The 17,281-nt window shown below is 62.4% G+C and carries 18 protein-coding genes; 9 read left to right on the top strand and 9 right to left on the bottom strand.

Annotation, left to right across the window (positions count from 1 at the left end; genetic code table 11):
• Positions 1-7: 7 nt before the first annotated feature.
• From motA to flhD, 3 genes are all read right to left on the bottom strand, one after another.
• Entirely contained in the window at positions 8-868 is an 861-nt protein-coding gene (gene motA, locus AC3WLT_RS32805; RefSeq protein ID WP_310813552.1) for a flagellar motor stator protein MotA, read from the bottom strand.
• 215 nt (positions 869-1,083) lie between these two features.
• Positions 1,084-1,644, bottom strand: coding sequence for a flagellar transcriptional regulator FlhC (gene flhC, locus AC3WLT_RS32800; RefSeq protein WP_492595771.1), 561 nt, complete (start codon positions 1,642-1,644; stop codon positions 1,084-1,086).
• Positions 1,645-1,695: 51 nt separating this feature from the next.
• On the bottom strand, positions 1,696-2,016 hold the full coding sequence (gene flhD / locus AC3WLT_RS32795; protein ID WP_492595770.1) for a flagellar transcriptional regulator FlhD: 321 nt from the start codon (positions 2,014-2,016) through the stop codon (positions 1,696-1,698).
• A gap of 727 nt (positions 2,017-2,743) precedes the next feature.
• Between flhD and AC3WLT_RS32790 the strand changes: the two genes are divergently transcribed.
• Positions 2,744-3,808, top strand: a complete 1,065-nt coding sequence (locus tag AC3WLT_RS32790; RefSeq protein WP_492595769.1) for a glycosyltransferase family 4 protein — start codon at positions 2,744-2,746, stop codon at positions 3,806-3,808.
• Between the two features lie 19 nt (positions 3,809-3,827).
• On the opposite strand, the gene AC3WLT_RS32785 is transcribed toward AC3WLT_RS32790, so the two are convergent.
• Positions 3,828-4,088 carry a hypothetical protein gene (locus AC3WLT_RS32785; RefSeq protein ID WP_492595768.1) on the bottom strand — a complete coding sequence of 87 codons (261 nt, stop codon included), beginning with the start codon at positions 4,086-4,088 and terminating at the stop codon, positions 3,828-3,830.
• Between the two features lie 28 nt (positions 4,089-4,116).
• A complete protein-coding gene (locus tag AC3WLT_RS32780; RefSeq protein ID WP_201643481.1) occupies positions 4,117-4,419 on the bottom strand; it encodes an H-NS histone family protein in 303 nt (100 codons plus the stop codon).
• 291 nt (positions 4,420-4,710) lie between these two features.
• Between AC3WLT_RS32780 and aqpZ the strand changes: the two genes are divergently transcribed.
• From aqpZ to AC3WLT_RS32765, 3 genes are all read left to right on the top strand, one after another.
• Positions 4,711-5,451 (top strand): aquaporin Z, encoded by a 741-nt coding sequence (aqpZ, locus tag AC3WLT_RS32775; RefSeq protein ID WP_492595767.1) that lies wholly within the window; start codon positions 4,711-4,713, stop codon positions 5,449-5,451.
• A 145-nt stretch (positions 5,452-5,596) separates the two neighbouring features.
• The gene (locus tag AC3WLT_RS32770) at positions 5,597-6,304 is read left to right on the top strand and encodes a histidine phosphatase family protein (RefSeq protein ID WP_492595766.1); all 708 of its coding nucleotides are present in this window, start codon (positions 5,597-5,599) and stop codon (positions 6,302-6,304) included.
• A gap of 13 nt (positions 6,305-6,317) precedes the next feature.
• Complete coding sequence (locus tag AC3WLT_RS32765) at positions 6,318-6,524, top strand: hypothetical protein (protein WP_492595765.1); 207 nt, start codon at positions 6,318-6,320, stop codon at positions 6,522-6,524.
• Positions 6,525-6,688: 164 nt separating this feature from the next.
• Here AC3WLT_RS32765 and AC3WLT_RS32760 read toward each other — a convergent pair whose 3' ends face one another.
• Both AC3WLT_RS32760 and AC3WLT_RS32755 read right to left on the bottom strand, forming a co-directional pair.
• Entirely contained in the window at positions 6,689-7,510 is an 822-nt protein-coding gene (locus AC3WLT_RS32760; protein ID WP_492595764.1) for a Cof-type HAD-IIB family hydrolase, read from the bottom strand.
• A gap of 80 nt (positions 7,511-7,590) precedes the next feature.
• Positions 7,591-8,478, bottom strand: a complete 888-nt coding sequence (locus AC3WLT_RS32755; protein WP_492595763.1) for a glucosamine kinase nucleotide-binding domain-containing protein — start codon at positions 8,476-8,478, stop codon at positions 7,591-7,593.
• Between the two features lie 140 nt (positions 8,479-8,618).
• Between AC3WLT_RS32755 and AC3WLT_RS32750 the strand changes: the two genes are divergently transcribed.
• The gene (locus tag AC3WLT_RS32750; protein ID WP_492595762.1) at positions 8,619-9,215 is read left to right on the top strand and encodes a DNA-3-methyladenine glycosylase I; all 597 of its coding nucleotides are present in this window, start codon (positions 8,619-8,621) and stop codon (positions 9,213-9,215) included.
• A gap of 142 nt (positions 9,216-9,357) precedes the next feature.
• On the opposite strand, the gene rpsU is transcribed toward AC3WLT_RS32750, so the two are convergent.
• Both rpsU and AC3WLT_RS32740 read right to left on the bottom strand, forming a co-directional pair.
• Complete coding sequence (rpsU, locus tag AC3WLT_RS32745) at positions 9,358-9,570, bottom strand: 30S ribosomal protein S21 (RefSeq protein WP_006050883.1); 213 nt, start codon at positions 9,568-9,570, stop codon at positions 9,358-9,360.
• A 358-nt stretch (positions 9,571-9,928) separates the two neighbouring features.
• Positions 9,929-10,870, bottom strand: a complete 942-nt coding sequence (locus tag AC3WLT_RS32740; protein ID WP_492595761.1) for an aldo/keto reductase — start codon at positions 10,868-10,870, stop codon at positions 9,929-9,931.
• A 268-nt stretch (positions 10,871-11,138) separates the two neighbouring features.
• On the opposite strand from AC3WLT_RS32740, the gene AC3WLT_RS32735 reads away from it, so the two are divergent.
• The 4 genes from AC3WLT_RS32735 to AC3WLT_RS32720 all read left to right on the top strand — a co-directional run bounded on the left by AC3WLT_RS32735 (position 11,139) and on the right by AC3WLT_RS32720 (position 17,262).
• Positions 11,139-12,557, top strand: a complete 1,419-nt coding sequence (locus tag AC3WLT_RS32735) for a flagellin N-terminal helical domain-containing protein (RefSeq protein ID WP_492595760.1) — start codon at positions 11,139-11,141, stop codon at positions 12,555-12,557.
• Positions 12,558-12,701: 144 nt separating this feature from the next.
• Positions 12,702-14,216 (top strand): flagellar filament capping protein FliD, encoded by a 1,515-nt coding sequence (fliD, locus tag AC3WLT_RS32730; RefSeq protein ID WP_492595759.1) that lies wholly within the window; start codon positions 12,702-12,704, stop codon positions 14,214-14,216.
• 20 nt (positions 14,217-14,236) lie between these two features.
• Positions 14,237-14,536: a flagellar protein FliT gene (locus AC3WLT_RS32725; RefSeq protein WP_492595758.1), complete on the top strand. Its 300-nt coding sequence runs from the start codon at positions 14,237-14,239 to the stop codon at positions 14,534-14,536.
• Positions 14,537-14,850: 314 nt separating this feature from the next.
• Entirely contained in the window at positions 14,851-17,262 is a 2,412-nt protein-coding gene (locus AC3WLT_RS32720) for a tetratricopeptide repeat protein (protein WP_492595757.1), read from the top strand.
• Positions 17,263-17,281: the final 19 nt, after the last annotated feature.

Here is a 17,281-nt window from a genome sequence, read left to right as displayed (position 1 = left end):
GCGCCCGTTACTTGGCTTTCACGCGGCGCACGTGCTCTTCCAGTTCGGCGAACGACGGGCGTTCGGTCGAGAAGAGCACCTTGCGGCCGAATTCGACGGCGATTGCCGGCGCGTAGCCGTTCAGGCTCGCGAGAATCGTCACCTTGATGCACTGGAACATCTTGGTCGACTCGGTCACGCGCTGTTCGGCGACGCTCGCGAGCGGCCCGATCAGCCCGTACGAAAGCAGAATCCCGAGGAAGGTGCCGACCAGCGCCTGGGCGATCATCTCGCCGAGAACCGCGGGCGGCTTGTCGGCGGAGGCCATGGTGTGCACCACGCCCATCACCGCGGCGACGATCCCGAACGCCGGCATCGCGTCGCCGACCTTGGTCAGGGCGTGCGCCGGCGCTTCGCCTTCCTGGTGATGCGTCTCGATCTCCTCGTCCATCAGGCTTTCGATCTCGAACGCGTTCATGTTGCCGCCCACCATCAAACGCAGGTAGTCGGTCAGAAACTCGATGATGTGCTTGTCGGCGAGGATCTTCGGATATTGGGTGAAGATCGGGCTCTTCGACGGATCGTCGATATCGGCTTCCAGCGTCAGCGTGCCTTCCTTGCGCGCCTTGGCCAGCAGGACGTAGAGGAGCGCCATCAGCTCCATGTAGACGTCCTTGTTGTACTTCGCGCCCTTGAACAGGGTCGGAATGACGCGCAGCGTCGCTTTGATCGTCTTCATCCCGTTGCCGAGAATGAACGCGCCGACGCCGGCGCCGACGATCATCAGCACTTCGACGGGCTGCAGCAGCGCGCCGAGATGGCCGCCTTCCAGCGCATAACCGCCGAAGACAGACAACAGCGTCACGAGTGTTCCCACGAAAATCAGCACTGCCGAGCCCTCACAAAGAAGCGACGGTGACCGTCGTTAATCTGGTTTACGGCAACGGAGCAGAAAACTTTGACGGAAAAGCGGCGTGTCGCGGCGGTGTAAACCAGAGGCGCGTCAAACCGGAGCGGCGCCGCGCGAGCGGGCTGCGAAACGCGCCGGGCGGCGCTACGCTTGCTGGGCGCGGGTTGACGCCAGGTTGACGGCCGGCGCGCCGCTTAAACCGCGAGGGCGGCCAGGCTCTCGCGGGCCCGGGCGTCGGCGAATTTCTTTGTCTTACCGGCGCGCGAGGGCGGCTGGCACAGCCCACAGACGAACGCGTGCTGCGGATCGTGCGCATGCGCGACGAAATGGCCGCCGCAACGGCAGCAGGGGGTCATTTGCAGCATCCTGGAGTCGAAAAAGCGCACCAGCGTCCAGGCGCGCGTGAGACTGAGCACGGGCTCATCGTCGTGCAACTGGACATGTTCCAGGTAGAGCCGGTAGCTCTTCACGATCGACTGGATCGTCAGGCAGCCGCCGTGGCCGGCCATGAAACGGTAGATGTTGTAGAACAGCGAGGAGTGAAAGTTCGGCTGCCAGGTCATGAACCAGTCGGTCGAAAACGGCAGCATGCCCTTGGGCGGCGACACCCCTTTCAGTTCCTTGTACAGCTTGATGAGCCGGTCGCGCGACAGACTGGTTTCTGCTTCCAGCAGTTGCAGGCGCGCGCCGAGTTCGATCAGCTCGATCGCCAGGGTGATTTCCCTGACTTCGAGCACCACGCTTTTATATGCCATCCGTTTGCTTGTCCCATGTCCTGATTGTTTTATTTGAGCTACAACCTGCCATCAGCCGAGTTGTTCGACTGGCTGGCTGGCCATCAGGATCGCGGAATGCGCCTGAGCCACGGCGCTGGATTTGCCTTTGTCGGCGAGAGCGGACAGAACCGCATGGTCATCGAAACGGAAACGGCACAACACCTGATTGGACGCCGCCAGCTTGACGGTCTGCGCCAACGACAGACTGGCGAGCACATCGGCTAACTGGTCCGAAATCCCCATGCGGAACATGCCCATCGGCTTGTCTTCGCGCAAAAGGCGCTGCGCGAGCAGGAGATAAGACAGGTTTACTTCTCTGATCTCATTGAGCATTTCGCTTGTCGCGCTCATGATTCCCCCGGGGTGTATCTGGCTGGTCAGGCCGTTGCGGAAACGTTTGCTCGAACGCGCGCACTTAAACCGCACGAATCGGCTCGTTTCTGGTCTTGCGAGCATTGTGTCGAAAGGGGGAGCGGACGAAAATCGGACAGACACCCTGTCTGTTTGACGGATTAATCCGTGATTGATGTAGGAATTTTTCCTACAAGAGGCCGATCCGACAGGAAAAGGAGATGACGAAGAAGCGCGTACCTGGCAAATTTTGATGCGCTTTGGATGCTTTTTCGCCCGGTGTGAACCGAATGGTGAGTCAGCAAGGATGCATGGCTCGCACCGTGCAACGGTGAGAAAGAATTATAAGACGTTTTCACTTCTGTGCAACGCGCCTCGTGCAGGCGCCGCTTTCCAGCCCGCCGGACCCACTTCCGCCGCTCCCTGAAGCGTTTGTGAAGCGTTTGCTTACCCGGCCCGTCTCGCTTCCCGGCTATCGGGACAGCCATCCCGCCGACCTGTAACGCATCATGTTTCGCGCTGTAACAACCGCGGTAACAACATTAAGCGTTTGAAAAATAACTCGAATTGACGCGGTCAATCCCGATAATGTGCCTCAGGGATTACCCGATGCAGGTTCGGAGTCCCCCCGGGCGGCGGCTTACCGCGCCCAACCGTCCGCCAGGCATTCGCTCCTCGCTCCATTCGAGCGCCGTCGTGCGAAGCCGTTCTGAATAGGAGAAAACGCATGCGAATCGCACAAATTGCGCCGTTGTACGAAGCCGTCCCGCCGAAACTTTACGGCGGCACCGAACGTGTCGTGTCTTACCTGACCGAAGCGCTGGTCGACCTCGGCCACGACGTGACGCTGTTCGCGAGCGGCGATTCGGTCACGTCCGCCAACCTCGACGCCTGCTGGCCGCGAGCGCTGCGCCTCGACCCCACGATTCGCGACGCGCTGGCGCCGCATGTCCTGATGATGGAAAAAGTGCGCAAGGTCGCGCATGAGTTCGACGTGCTGCATTTCCATCTCGACTACATGCCGTTCCCGCTGTTCACGACGATGGACACGCCGTTCGTGACCACGCTGCACGGCCGCCTGGACCTGCCGGAGCTTCAGCCGGTGTTCGACGCCTTCTCCCACGTGCCAGTGGTGTCGATTTCCGACTCGCAGCGCGTGCCGCTGCCGCAGGCGAACTGGCTGAACACGATCTATCACGGCCTGCCGGCCCCGTTGCTCACGCCGCAAACGCACAAGAAGCCGGAATATCTGGCGTTCCTCGGCCGGATCTGTCCTGAGAAACGCGTCGATACAGCTATCAGGATCGCTGCGCAAAGCGGTCTGCCGCTGAAGATCGCCGCCAAGGTGGACAAGGTCGACCAGGAATACTTCAAGACGGAAATCGAGCCGCTGCTGTCGCAGGCGCACGTGGAATTCGTCGGCGAAATCAACGAGGCGCAGAAACCCGAGTTTCTGTCGGGCGCCAAGGCGCTGTTGTTCCCGATCGACTGGTCGGAGCCGTTCGGCCTCGTGATGATCGAATCGATGGCCTGCGGCACGCCGGTGATCGCGTTCAACCGCGGCTCGGTGCCGGAAGTGATCGACCACGGCGTGACCGGCTATATCGTCGAAGACGTGCAAGGCGCGGTGGCCGCGCTCCAACGTCTGGACGAGCTGTCGCGCACCGAGATCCGGGCGCAGTTCGAGCGCCGCTTCAGCTCGAAAACGATGGCGCAGAATTATGTCGACGGCTATTCGGCACTGATCGAAGCCACTCGCCGACCGGTGCTGCGCCAGGTCGCAGTGGGCTGATTGACGCGCGATAGACGCGCTAAGCGGCTGAGACGCTTTTTGCACTCCGCCGCTTAGGCCCGCTTCCATCGCGTTCCGATTGCACGACTCCCATGTCTTTGATGAGTAAGATTGCCATGTGAATCGTTTGCGCGAGCGGATAGGTCAGAGTTAACCCGCTTCTTCTACGGAAAAAGCCGCCCTCGAAGGCGGCTTTTTTAATGGCTGCGTGGATGCGCTTCCACACAGGAATTACCGCGAAGCCAATAAACGGCCAAGTGAAGCGCCAATCGACCTTCAACTGGCTTTCGAGACCACCCGTTCCTCGTTCAAGCCGCGCCGATCAAAAAGCGTTCGCGATTCTTGCCGGCAATCCACTTCGGCGGCTTGCCGCGTCCGCTCCACGTATTGCCCGACTTCGGGTCCTGATACTTGGCCGGCAACGGCGCCTTCTTGGGCGGGCGTCCGCGTTTGGCGGCGACCGCGAAGCCGAGGTCTTGCGCTGTTAGACCATATTCGGCGATCTTTTGGCGGATGTCGGCGACCACGTTGTCGATTTCAGTACGCCGGGCTTCTTCTGCTTGTGCCTGCAATTTGGCGATCTGCGCCTTGAGGTCTGCATATTGAGACATTTCGGTTCTCCCTTTTTCTAGAACTCATTCGCTCGCAGACTAACTGCAATTATAAAAATTCGCAATGGCCAATAATACCGATTTAGGCAGATATCCTCTGATAATTATTAAGCGTCGATGAATTGTTAAATGACGTCTTTATCGTTGAAATAAAAGGTAAAGCTGACCCACATTGACAATCCTTGACATTCGATTTGCCAGCCTTTGTCTAGAATTGCGCGCTCGAAGGTATGCATCTGTGCGTAGTCATGCATGCTGCCCAGAGCGTCAATCTTATTAGGATTACCAATCATGAAGCTGTCAAAGCGCCTCGCTGCCGAGCTGTTCGGCACCTTCTGGCTCGTGCTCGGGGGTTGCGGCAGCGCCGTCCTCGCCGCCAATTTCGCCGGCCCGGTCCACGGGCTCGGCATCGGCTTCGTGGGCGTCTCGCTCGCATTTGGCCTGACCGTCCTGACGATGGCTTACGCGATCGGCCACATCTCCGGCTGCCACCTGAATCCGGCGGTGAGCGTCGGCCTGACCGTTGCCGGCCGCTTTCCGGCGCGCGATCTGATGCCTTACATCGTCGCGCAGGTAATCGGCGCGGTGCTGGGAGCGCTGGTGCTCTCCTTGATCGCATCCGGCAAGCCGGGCTTCGACCTCGTCGCGAGCGGTTTCGCCAGCAACGGCTATGGCGAACGCTCGCCGGGTCATTACTCGCTCGCCGCCGCGTTCATTTGCGAAGCGGTGATGACCGGCTTCTTCCTGTTCGTCATCCTCGGTGCAACCGATAAGCGCGCGCCGGCCGGTTTCGCGCCGATCGCCATCGGCCTGTGCCTCACGTTGATTCACCTGATCTCGATTCCGGTCACGAACACGTCGGTCAACCCGGCGCGCTCGACCGGCCCGGCTCTGTTCGTCGGCGGCGCGGCGCTGGATCAGTTGTGGATGTTCTGGGTCGCGCCGATCATTGGCGCAGTGATCGCAGGCGTACTGTATCCGCTGCTCGCCGAAAGCCCGCGCGCCGATTCGAAGGAATTGGCTCTCGATTGACAGGCGCGTGCGCTGATCATTGCAATGACGCGGGCGCTACGGCGCCCGTTCTGTTCTGGTGCGAATGAAGCGAGCCGCTCAGTGGCCGCGAACCGCCGCTGCTAGAATCGTGCGACTTTCCCCCAGGCTCGCACAGGTGCTACCGATGAACCGTTTCCGCGGATTCCTGCATGGCGTCGTCCTTTCCGTCGGCGGCATGTGTATCAGCGCATTGGCACCGCCCGCCGCGCACGCAGCCGACGGCAATAGGGAAACACTCGTGTTCGTACGCCACGGCGAGAAACCCGCGCAGGGCTTCGGCCAACTCAATTGCCAGGGGCTCAATCGTGCGCTTGCGCTGCCGGCGGTGATCGCGGCCAAGTTCGGCAAGCCCGACGCGATCTACGCCCCCGATCCCAGCCAGCAAAAGGACGACGGCGGTCATTCTTATTATTATGTTCGCCCCCTGGCGACCATCGAGCCGACCGCCATCCAGTTCCAGATGCCGGTGCAAACGCCGTACGGCTTCGCTCAGATCGACCAGCTCGGCACGGCGCTCGTCAATCCCGCCAATCGCGACAAGCTGATTGTCGTGGCGTGGGAACACAAGCTGATCGTGAAGTTGCTGCGCCAGATGCTGAGCGCGCACGGCGGGAATGCCGCCGACGTCCCCGATTGGCAAAGCAACGACTTCGACAGTATTTATGTCGTCCGCCTCGACTGGCAAAACGGCACGCCGCGCGCCAGCTTCAAACATGACCGCGAGGGACTGGACGGCCGCGCCGCCGATTGTCCTTGTGCGGCGCTGCCGGGCGCGCCGTCGGCGGCCGCCGCGGGCACGTCCGCCGGCACGTCCGCCGGCACGGCAGATTAATCGGGCAATACAGATGTTAGGCGCGATTACGAGCGCCGGAGGCTGGTTTGCGCCACGCCTCGCGGCGGGTCGGGACCGCGACTATTACCGCGGCGACTATCGGCATGATCGTGGCGGCGACCGCAACGACCGCCGCTGGGGCCACTGGGGCTACTGGAGCCACGACGACCATGGCGACCACGGCGACCACGGCGATCGCCGCGGCGGATGGCACGGCTAATCCGGCTAGCCTCAAGGCTAGCCGCAACGCACGGCGCTGGGTAGCGCGCAGGTCGCGCTGATGTAGCGATTGACTAGCCTCGGGCAGCCCGCAACGCGGTCTTCAACCAAAGGCTCAACCGAACTGGCCCGCGTCCGCGAACTCGGATTCGGGCCGGTCCCGTTTCAGGACATCAGTTCGTCGTCGAGCGAGAAGAGTTTGCGCAGATGATGCGCGACGCCTGCGTCGAAGTTATTGCCGATTCGCGGCACGTTCGGCAAGCGCGTGATGAGGTCGGGATTGGCGTTGTTCATCATGAACGGATGGCCGGCTGTTTCCAGCAGGTCGATATCGTTCATGTTGTCGCCAAACGCCACGCAGCGCGACGCGCTGACGCCCAGGCGTTCGAGCACGACCTGCAAGGCGCGTCCTTTCGAGACGTTCGACGTCATCACTTCCAGGCAATCCGGCAGCGAATAGGTGACATAGAGTGCGTCGCCGAATTCGCGCGCCAGGTTTGCCGCGACCTGCGCGAGATCGGCGGGCTCACCGATATACAGGGCTTTGGCAATGTCCGTGCCGTCGTGCCCGGGCAGATCGGTCACCTCGTAGGTGAAGCCGGAATCCTGATGAAACTTCAACAGGTCCGGCGCATCGCGGTCGATCAGCCACGCCTGGTCGGCGAACAGGTTGACGATCACGCGGCCATGCTCGCCGGCGATGTCCGGCTGCACCAGACGCTGCACGATGGCTGGAGGCAGATCGTCCGCATGGATCACCGTGTTGTCCGGCGCGTGGATGCGTGCGCCGTTCGACGTAATCAGATAGGGGCTGATGCCCAGCAAGTCGCGAATGCCCGCCACGTCGCGGTAATGGCGGCCAGTGGCGATCACGAAGTGCAACCCATCGCGTTCCAGTTTGCGCACAGTGGCGATCGTGAACGGGTCCACCTGGTGATCGGCGTTGAGCAGCGTGCCGTCGAGGTCCGTGGCGATGACTTTATACATGGTGTGAACAGCCGGGCAGCGTCAAAGAACGCATTTTACCGTTGCCCGCCGCATCCGCAGGGCGCATGCCGGCCGGCCCGCTATTCCGTGCCGGCGATGCGCGCGGCTTCGCGTTGCGCCAGCTGCAATCCGCCGTGCGCCGAATCGGCTAGCGGCTCACGCAAGCGGGCCTGATAGACCTGCGGCACATACTCGCGCAACGCCGCGCCGAGGCCGCCGCACAGCGCGACCGGCAGGCTCGCCGAGGGATCGAGCGCCGCAATCATCTTGCCCACTTCCACGCCGGCCTCACCGAGCAAACGCGCCGCAAACGGATGCGCGCGATGCGCGATGACAATCGGCGCGAGCCGCGCATAGGCGGTCTGGTTCGCCTCGCAAAGCCACACGACGAGAGCGTCGCGGTCGTGCGCGCCGGTGTGTGTTAGAAGCGCCTGCGCCAGATCGTCGTAGGGCGCCCGTCCATCGAGCGCCTGCTGCGCGTACACAATGACCCGCAGGCCGAGCCAGGCGCCGCTCGCCTCGTCGCCCGACGGATAACCGTAGCCGCTGGCGATGCGGCATGCGCCGTCGGCGTCGAGCGCCGCGGCCACGCTGCCGGTGCCGAGCGCGACGATCACGCCGTGCGCACCACCGTGCGCGCCGAGCAGCGTGGTGTAGGCATCGCTTTCAACGGCGAGTCCGGCCACCCCAGGCGCCAACGCGCGAAATGCCGCCAACCAGTCGCGATTATTCACGCCTGCGAGCCCGCAACCGAGCACACAGCGCGACCAGTCCAGCGTCAGCCCAGCGCGTGCAAACGCTTCGCCGCAGCCCGCCTGAATGGCCTGCCATGCGCGTTCGACGCCAAGGCCCAAGCCTGACGGCCCACTCCCCGCTTGTGCCAGTTCGCGGCCTTGCGCGTCGCCGAGCACGACGCGCGTGCCGCTGCCGCCGCCGTCAATGCCGAGCAGAAAGAAATCTGTAGTCATTGAATCAAGTGAGTTCAGGTGGGGAATAACGCATAGCGTGGCAGGTCGGTTTCAATTCGGCAATCGGCCGAATGGCCAGCTTGCGGCGCGCACGCGTTCCGCTATGCTGGCAGGCGACATGACAACGCAGGAGCGCGACCGTGACACCGCGATGCAACTGGGTATCGAGCGAAGCGCTCGCACACTACCACGACACCGAATGGGGCGTGCCCTCGCGCGACGACCAGCATCTGTTCGAGATGCTGGTGCTGGAAGGCGCCCAGGCCGGCCTGTCGTGGTCGACGATTCTCAACAAGCGGGCCGGCTACCGCCGCGCATTCGCCGACTTCGACATCGATAAAGTAGCGCGCTTCACGCCCACGCATGTCGATGCGCTTGTGCTGGACGAAAGTATCGTGCGTCACCGCGGCAAGATCGAAGCCGCGATCAATAACGCACGCGCCGTGCAGCAGATTCAGGCCGAGCACGGCTCGCTTGCCAACTTCGTGTGGTCGTTCGTTGATCAGACGCCAATCCAGAACGATTGGGCGTCGTACAAGCAGGCGCCGGCATCGACGGAGGTCTCGGACGCGCTCAGCAAGGCGCTGAAGCGCTACGGCTGCAAATTCGTCGGCACGACGATCTGCTACGCGTTCATGCAGGCGGTCGGCATGGTCAACGATCACGAAGCGAGTTGCATGTGCCGCGCGCGATGCGCGGCGCTCGGCAAGAAGGGACGCAATCGCAAAGCCGGCTGAGGCGGCAACGCACCGAGCAAACCCGTCACACCATAACGGGCCGTGCGCCCCGCCTCGCATCCAATCCGCGCCCCAAAAGCAAAACGGCGATGTGGCTTCTTGCGAAGCTCACACCGCCGTTTGGCCGTGCGGAAAAGCGTGCTTAGTGCAGCTTTTTCGGCAGCATCTGGCTGCGCAGGCGCTTGTGCAGGCGCTTCACAGCAGCAGCCTTCTTGCGCTTACGTGCCGTGGTCGGCTTTTCGTACGATTGGCGCTCACGCAGTTCAGCGATCAGGCCGTTCTTTTCGATTGCGCGACGAAAGCGGCGAATCGCCACTTCGAACGGCTCGTTTTCCTTCAGAAGAATCGTCGTCATGTAATTCCTAACTCAATCACTTGATACGGGTTAATTGCGTGGCGGGAAACCGCTCACGCGCCGGCCCTCCGGTCGTTTCGATTCATGGCCAGTAACAGGCAAACGCGGGAAGAACCCGGCCAAACCACGAATGAAACGAGAGGCAATGCGGCCACGGAGGCCGGAAAAGAGAGGTGGAGAGTTCACCGCGGAACGCGGACAGACGTAATGCAAATGCCGCGTCTGCTGCCGTTTCGCCAACCTTTCATCAATGAAAAACATTGACGAAACAGGCAAAGATCTCAATTCACTCCCGATGATATCAGGAAACTCTCCATCCTACCAGGGGTTTAGCGATTGCGCCAGGTCAGTTGCAGGATCAGGCGCTCGCCTCATTCAGTTCGCGGATATCGGCGCCGGTCAGCATCAGATGGACTGCCGCGGCGAGGCTGTCGAGCTGCTCGACCGAGGTGGCGCTGGCAATTGGGGCTGTAACGCTCGGGCGCGCGATCAGCCAGGCCAATGCGACCGTGGCCGGCGTGCTGCCGTGCCGCTCGGCGACCCGGTCGAGCGCGCCCAGAATCCGCAAGCCGCGTTCGTTCAGGTACTTCTCGACCCGGCTGCCGCGCGCCTTGCCAGCCAGATCCGCCGGCGAGCGGTACTTGCCCGACAGAAAGCCGCTCGCAAGACTGTAGTACACCACCACACCGAGCCGATTGGCGACCGCTACCGGCTCGATTTCGCTTTCATATTCCGCGCGGTCGTACAGGTTGTATTCCGGCTGCAGCAGTTGATATTCGGGCAGGCCGTGCCGGCGGGACACGGCGAGCGCTTCCTCCACCCGTGCGCCGCTGTAGTTCGACGCACCGATCACCCGCACCTTGCCCACATCGATCAGCTTTTGATAAGCGCCGAGCGTCTCGGTCAGCGGCGTTTCAGTGTCGTCGTCGTGGGAGAAATAGACGTCGAGGTAATCGGTTTGCAGGCGCCGCAGCGAATCTTCGACAGCCGCCTGGATGTTGGCCGCCGACAAGCCCTTGCGCTGCGGATGTTTGGAGACCTTGGTGGCGAGCACGATCTTGTCGCGCTTGCCGCTTCGCCGAAACCATTTGCCGATGATGGTTTCCGACTCGCCGCCCTGGTTGCCCGGCACCCATGCGGAATAGACATCGGCGGTATCGATAAAGTCGAGACCGGCATCGACAAAGGCATCCAGAATTGAAAACGAGGTGGCTTCATCGGCGGTCCAGCCGAATACATTGCCGCCGAACATAAGCGGCGCGACCTCCAATTCGGAACGTCCAATCCTGCGCTTTTGCATGATTTCTCCTGGGTTTGTCGCGAGAGAAAAAGAGAATACGCCGTCTTTTCAATACCTGCAGCGCATCTGCCGGGCAAGGCTGCACGCGGCTTCCAGAGGCACAGTGCCCCAGCCGGCCTGGAAAACAATTGGGTTGCGATTGAACAAAGTCCCTCAAGTTTTTTTAAGCCGGGCCGTCAACCTTCACTGAGGCGGCCAGCAATGAACGAGTGCTTTCCGCCGATGCCAATGTGGCGTATGGGCTCAAGGCTTATTTAGGAGATTTTCCATGCTCGGAATCAATAGCAACATCAACTCGCTGGTTGCACAGCAAAATCTTAGTGGCTCGCAAAGCGCCCTTTCGCAAGCCATCACCCGCCTGTCGTCGGGCAAGCGCATCAACAGCGCGGCTGACGATGCAGCAGGTCTGGCCATCGCGACCGGCATGCAAACGCAGATCAACGGCCTGAACCAGGGCGTGTCGAACGCGAACGACGGCGTTTCGATGGTGCAAACGGCATCGAGCGGTCTCGCGGAGATCACGTCGAGCCTGCAACGTATCCGCCAACTGGCTGTGCAGGCATCGAGCGGCTCGCTGACGGCGAGCAACCAGGCTGCACTGCAACAGGAAGTTTCGCAGCGGATCGCTGAAGTGAACCGTATCGCATCGCAAACGACGTACAACGGCAAGAACATCCTCGACGGCTCGGCCGGCGTGGTCAACTTCCAGGTCGGCGCGAACGTCGGCCAGTCGATGAGCCTGGACCTGTCGCAAAGCCTGTCGGCAGCGTCGCTTGGCGGCGGCTTCGCGCAGTCGGGCAACGTGCTCGGCACGTTCACCGGCCTGAGCCTGACGGCTACCGGCTCGGCAACTGCAGCTGGCGCAACGCCGGCGATCACGGCGATCAACGTTCTGGCCGACGGCAAGGGCGGCTTCACGTACACCGATCAGAACAATCAGGCAATCTCGTCGACGGCTTCTGCCGCGCTGTTCAAGACCGCGGCGGGCGCCGGCGGCGCACTGACGCTGTCCGCAGTGGCCGGTAGCGCGCTCGATCCGGCAACGCAAATTGCCGCAATCTCGGCCGCTAACACGAACGCGCCGACAGCTACGGGCATCGTGCTCGGCACGGTTCAGGGCATCAACGTCGCCGCCACGAACGGCGCCAACGTCGCCCCGGGCACCGCCGGCTCGATCACGTCGGTCACGGTCAAGTCGAACGGCAGCGGCGGTTACACGTTCTCCGACCAGAACGGCAACGCACTGACCGCAGCAACCCAGGCTGCACTGTTCGCAACCGGCGCGGGTGCAGGTTCGAACGGACAAACGCTTGCTGTGGGCACTACGCCGGCGACCAGCCAGTTCGCCACCGTCGACAACAACAACCAGCTCACCACGGTTGCGAACGTCAATGTCAGCTCGGTCACCAGCGCGAACCAGGGGATCGAATCGATCGACAACGCGCTGGCAACACTGAACACCATCCAGGCTCAACTGGGTGCCGTGCAGAACCGCTTCACGGCAATCGCCACGGGCCAGCAAGCTCAGTCGACCGACCTGTCGCAAGCACAATCGCAAATCCAGGACGCCAACTTCGCGCAAGAAACGGCCAACCTGAGCAAGGCGCAAGTGCTGCAACAAGCTGGCATTTCGGTTCTGGCGCAGGCAAACTCGCTGCCGCAGCAAGTCCTGAAGCTCCTGCAATAAGGGCTTCACGCTGTAACCGCGTACGCACTGCGCGCCATGCGCGGTGCGTACGCGGCAGTTTCGATTCAACGGGAGGCTTGCCTCCCGCAGTGCATTTGAAAACGACGCAAGCCCAACAGATTCACCGACGCACGGAGCAACCGCATGTCAACGATCTCGACCGCCACCTCGTCTACCGCGAGTACGACCGCGAGCGCCAACACCGCGCTTCAGCAAGCCGCACAGTCCATCATCAGCGGCTCGACCGGTAATTCGACGATGGATGTGTCGTCGCTCGTGACGGCGCTCGTCAATGCGAAGACGGCCGGCCAGTCTGCGGCCCTCACCACGCAGAAAACCTCGGACAACACGCAACTGTCGGCCATCGGCACGCTGAAAGCGGCGCTGACCGCGTTGCAAGCCGGTCTGACGTCGTTGTCGGACGGCACGACGCTCTCCAAGTTCAGTGCGACGGCAAGCGGCACCGGAATCACCGCAACGGCCGGCACGGGCGCGGTGGCGGGCAGCTATTCGGTCAACGTGACACAAATCGCGACGGCGCAATCGCTGACGTCCGGCGCGTTTAGCGCAACGCAGACGCTCGGCACCGGCACGCTGACGGTGTCGGTCGGCGGCAAGTCGATGAGCGTCGCGGTCAACTCGACCAACAACACGCTGAGCGGCATTGCCGCAGCGATCAATTCAGCGAGCGGCAACCCGGGCGTGACTGCCACGATCGTCACCGGTACCGGCGGCGCGCACCTTGTATTGAACTCGGCGACGACGGGCGCCGCGAACACAATCAGCGTGTCGGTCAGCAACCTGAGCAACGACAACGGACTGTCCAGCCTCGGCGTGACATCGACGGCCGGCACGGGCAGCGGCGCCTCGACCATCACGTCCTCCGGCAGCATCGCCTGGACGCAAAGCACGGCCGCCCAGAATGCGGCGTTCACGATCGGCAGCGTCGCCGCGACCAGCGCGAGCAATTCGGTCACCGGCGCGATCGCCGGCGTGACGCTCAACCTGTCGGCCGCGTCAGTCAGCGCTGCGCAAACGCTGACCGTGGCGCAGGACACCGCTTCGCAGTCGACCGCGATCACGAACTTCGTCAACCTTTACAACACGCTCGTGACAACGATGGGCACGCTGACTTCGTTTGACAGCACGCAGTCGGCGAGCGCACAAGGGCCGCTGCTGGGCGACCCTACGTTGAACGCGATCAAGAACACCCTTAGCACGATCGTCAGCGGCGGCGTCGGCACCGGAACGTCGCGCACCGGCCTCGCCTCGATCGGCATCACGCTGCAAGCGGACGGCACGCTGCAAACGGACTCGACAACGCTGAACAGCGCATTGCAGAACAATGCCTCGACGGTTGCTTCACTGTTCAATTCAACCACCGGCGTCGCGGCGCAGCTGAACAACAGCATCACGTCGTTCGTCCAGACGGGCGGCGTTATCGATACGCGTACGACTGCGCTCAACAACGATCTGAAGAGCATCGCCACCCAGCAGACCACGCTGACCGACTACATCACGCAGTTGACGAACCAGTATCAGGCTCAATTCACCGCCTTGAACACGCTGATGGCGACGATGAACAACAACTCCCAGTATCTGACGCAGTTGTTCGGTGGCACGAACAGCCAGGGCTCGCTGTCCGCCAACAAGGCCTGATCGACGGGGAATGACCAGACGTGAACCAGACCACACTGATTGAACGCCTGCTGTCGCTCACGCACGCGATCGAAGACGCGGCGGCGCTGGCCGACTGGCCCGAGGCCGCGCGCCTGACCGAGGAACGCTCGCCGCTGCTCGTATCGCTGACCGCGGAGCAGGATCCAGCCGCGCTCGAAATGATCCGCCTGATTCAGGCGATCGATGCGGCCGTTCTCGCCAATGCGCAAACAACCCAGGTCGAATTGCAGACCGAGTACCGCGCGGCGATGACACGCGCGGACGCGGCCGGCCAGTATCAGCAGGTCGCGCAATTCTGAATACGGCAGGGGGCCTGCACGATGCCCCTGCCAGAACGAATAACCAGAACAACACGCTGAAGTCAGGGCGCGCTCGTTCACCTCAGGCCCGCCTCGCGCGGGCTTTTTTTTGCGCGCCGAACCAACCGCCTTCACGGCTAATAGACCTTCTGAGGCCTGCCGCAAAGACTGGCCGGCCTGCGTAGCCGCGCCGCCGCGTCTCGCAGAGCGCCGATCTTGCAAACAGGCATGGCTTTACGGCTCATCTCGCCAATTCAGGCGCGCTTGACGCCCCGCATAATTCTGATCAGATCGCCAATCCTGATTCGACGCCCATGACTCCTTCGCCAGTAATGCCCGTAGACGCCGCTTCGCCCGATGAGCTCCAGCTCGAGCAGGACCTGCAGACGGTCATGCAGGCCGCGATCGCGGAGCATCAAAATGGCGCGCTCGAGAACGCGGAAACGCTCTATCGAGCCATTCTGGAGGTTCGCCCGCACCATGGCGACGCCAACTACAACCTCGGGTTGCTTTCGATGCAAAGGGGGCAATTCGAGGCCGCGATACCGCATCTGGAAGCGGCAGTGGGCGTGAATCCGGACCAGGGGCAATACTGGGGAAGCTATATCGACGCATTGCGGCGAGCAGGACAAACAAGTGCCGCATGGTTGATGCTGGAGATGGCTCAGCAGCGCGGCCTGAGAGGTTCGGCTGTGGATGCGCTGGTCTACCTGATGACCCAGACCGCGGCGGAAACGCCGCCCACGCCACCGTCCGCTTCCATCGGTCCGATCACGGAGCAAGCTCAGCCCTTCGACGCCGGCACCTCACACCATCCCGAATCGACACCGGTTTCCGCAAAAAAACCGAACAGGCAGAAGGCCGCCGGCAGGGCCATGAGTAACAACGCGCCAAGTCCACGACAAATGAAAGAAGTCGTGGTGCTGTTCAACAACGGACGCGTTGCCGAGGCGGCCACCGTCGCGCAATCGCTCACGCAACGCTTTCCTGCGCATCCGATGGGCTGGCGGGTACTGGGCATTGCAATGCATGCCCTGGGGCGTTACGACGACGCCATCGAACCACTGAGAAAGGCGATCGAACTCGTCGCCGACGACATCCAGGCGGGAGGCGTGCTCGCCGATATTCTGAGAATGAAAGGCGCGTTCGACGAGAGTGAAGCCCTGTCCAGACGGCTTCTCGTATTGAATCCGGATTTCGCTGAAGCGCACCGGGTGCTCGGCATGCTCCTCCAGGCACAAGGCCGGCTCGGGGAAGCAGAAGCCAGTTGCCGCCGCGCGATAGAACTTCGGCCTGACATCAGTGAGACGCACAACACGCTAGGCACGGTGCACCTCGATCAGGGGCGCACCCTGGATGCGGAAGCCTGCTTCCGACGCGCGTTGGAAATCCAGCCTGACAATGCGTTTGCGCACCACAACATACTTTTTTGCCTGAGTCACAACCGCGAGATCGACCCACCAGCGCTGTTCGCCCAGCATTGCCGTTTCGGGCAACAGTGTGAAGCGCCGTTGCGCCCGCTCTGGCCTCAACACACCAACCTGCGCGATCCGGCGCGCCGGTTGCGGATCGGCATCGTCTCCGCCGACCTGTTCCATCATGCCGTCTCGACCTTCGTCGAACCCGTGTTCGCTCACCTCGCGGGCAACGAAAATCTGTCGCTGCATGTCTATTACAACTTCACCCGCGAAGATCAGATCACGCAACGCCTGCGCGGATACGTTTCGACGTGGCAATCGGTATGGGGGATGAGTGACGCGGCGTTGGCGGAAAGAATTCGCGCGGACGGCATCGATATCCTGATCGATCTTTCCGGGCATACCGCGCGCAACCGCCTGCTGACGTTTGCCCGCAAGCCCGCGCCCATTCAGGCAAGCTGGATCGGCTACCCCGGCACCACCGGCCTGGAGGCAATCGACTACTACCTGGCGGACCGGTTCGTGGTGCCCGCCGAATTCGAAGACCAGTTCACCGAGAAGATCGCCCGTTTGCCCGCCGTCGCGCCTTTCCAGCCGCCGGCCATGTCGCCGCCGATCAACCTGCTTCCGGCGCTTCGCAACGGCTACATGACCTTCGGCAGCTTCAACCGCCTGAACAAGCTTCACCCGGATGTGATCGCGCTGTGGGCAAAACTGCTACGGGCGCTGCCTGATGCCCGGATGCTGGTCGGCGGCATGCCCGAGGACGGCAGCGACGGCGGCCTCGCCGACTGGTTCGCCGCCGAGGGCATTGCGCGCCATCGGCTCGATTTCCGGCCCCGAACCGCGCTGGCCGCGTACATGCAGCAGCACCATCACGCGGATCTCTGTCTGGATACCTTTCCCTACGCGGGGAGCACGACCACCCTGCACGCGTTGTGGATGGGTTTGCCCACGATTACGCTGCCTGGTTCGACCGCAGCCGGCCGCGGCGGCCCCATGTCGCTCGCACAGGTCGGACTCGATGCCTTCATCGCGCGGGACAAGGATGATTTCGTTCAGAAAGGCTTGTATTGGGCGGCCAACCTTTCCGAACTCGCGGAGTTGCGGACCGGGTTACGCGAGCGTTGCGCACAGTCGGCCATGTTCCAGCCGGCGACTATTGCCGCCGGGCTCGCGGATGCGCTACGGGTGATGTGGCAACGCTGGTGTGCGGGCGAGCCTCCCGTTTCATTCGACGCGCCCCTTCCCGGGCACCTCGCCGGTACACGCGAAGCACAACCGGTCGCCGCAACGGACGACGCCTGACAGGCACATCAAGACACCG

The sequence above is a fragment of the Paraburkholderia sp. FW306-2-2C-D06C genome, assembly GCF_058781505.1.
Note: the sequence above shows the minus strand (reverse complement) of the source record. Positions and strands in the feature narration are given on the sequence as shown.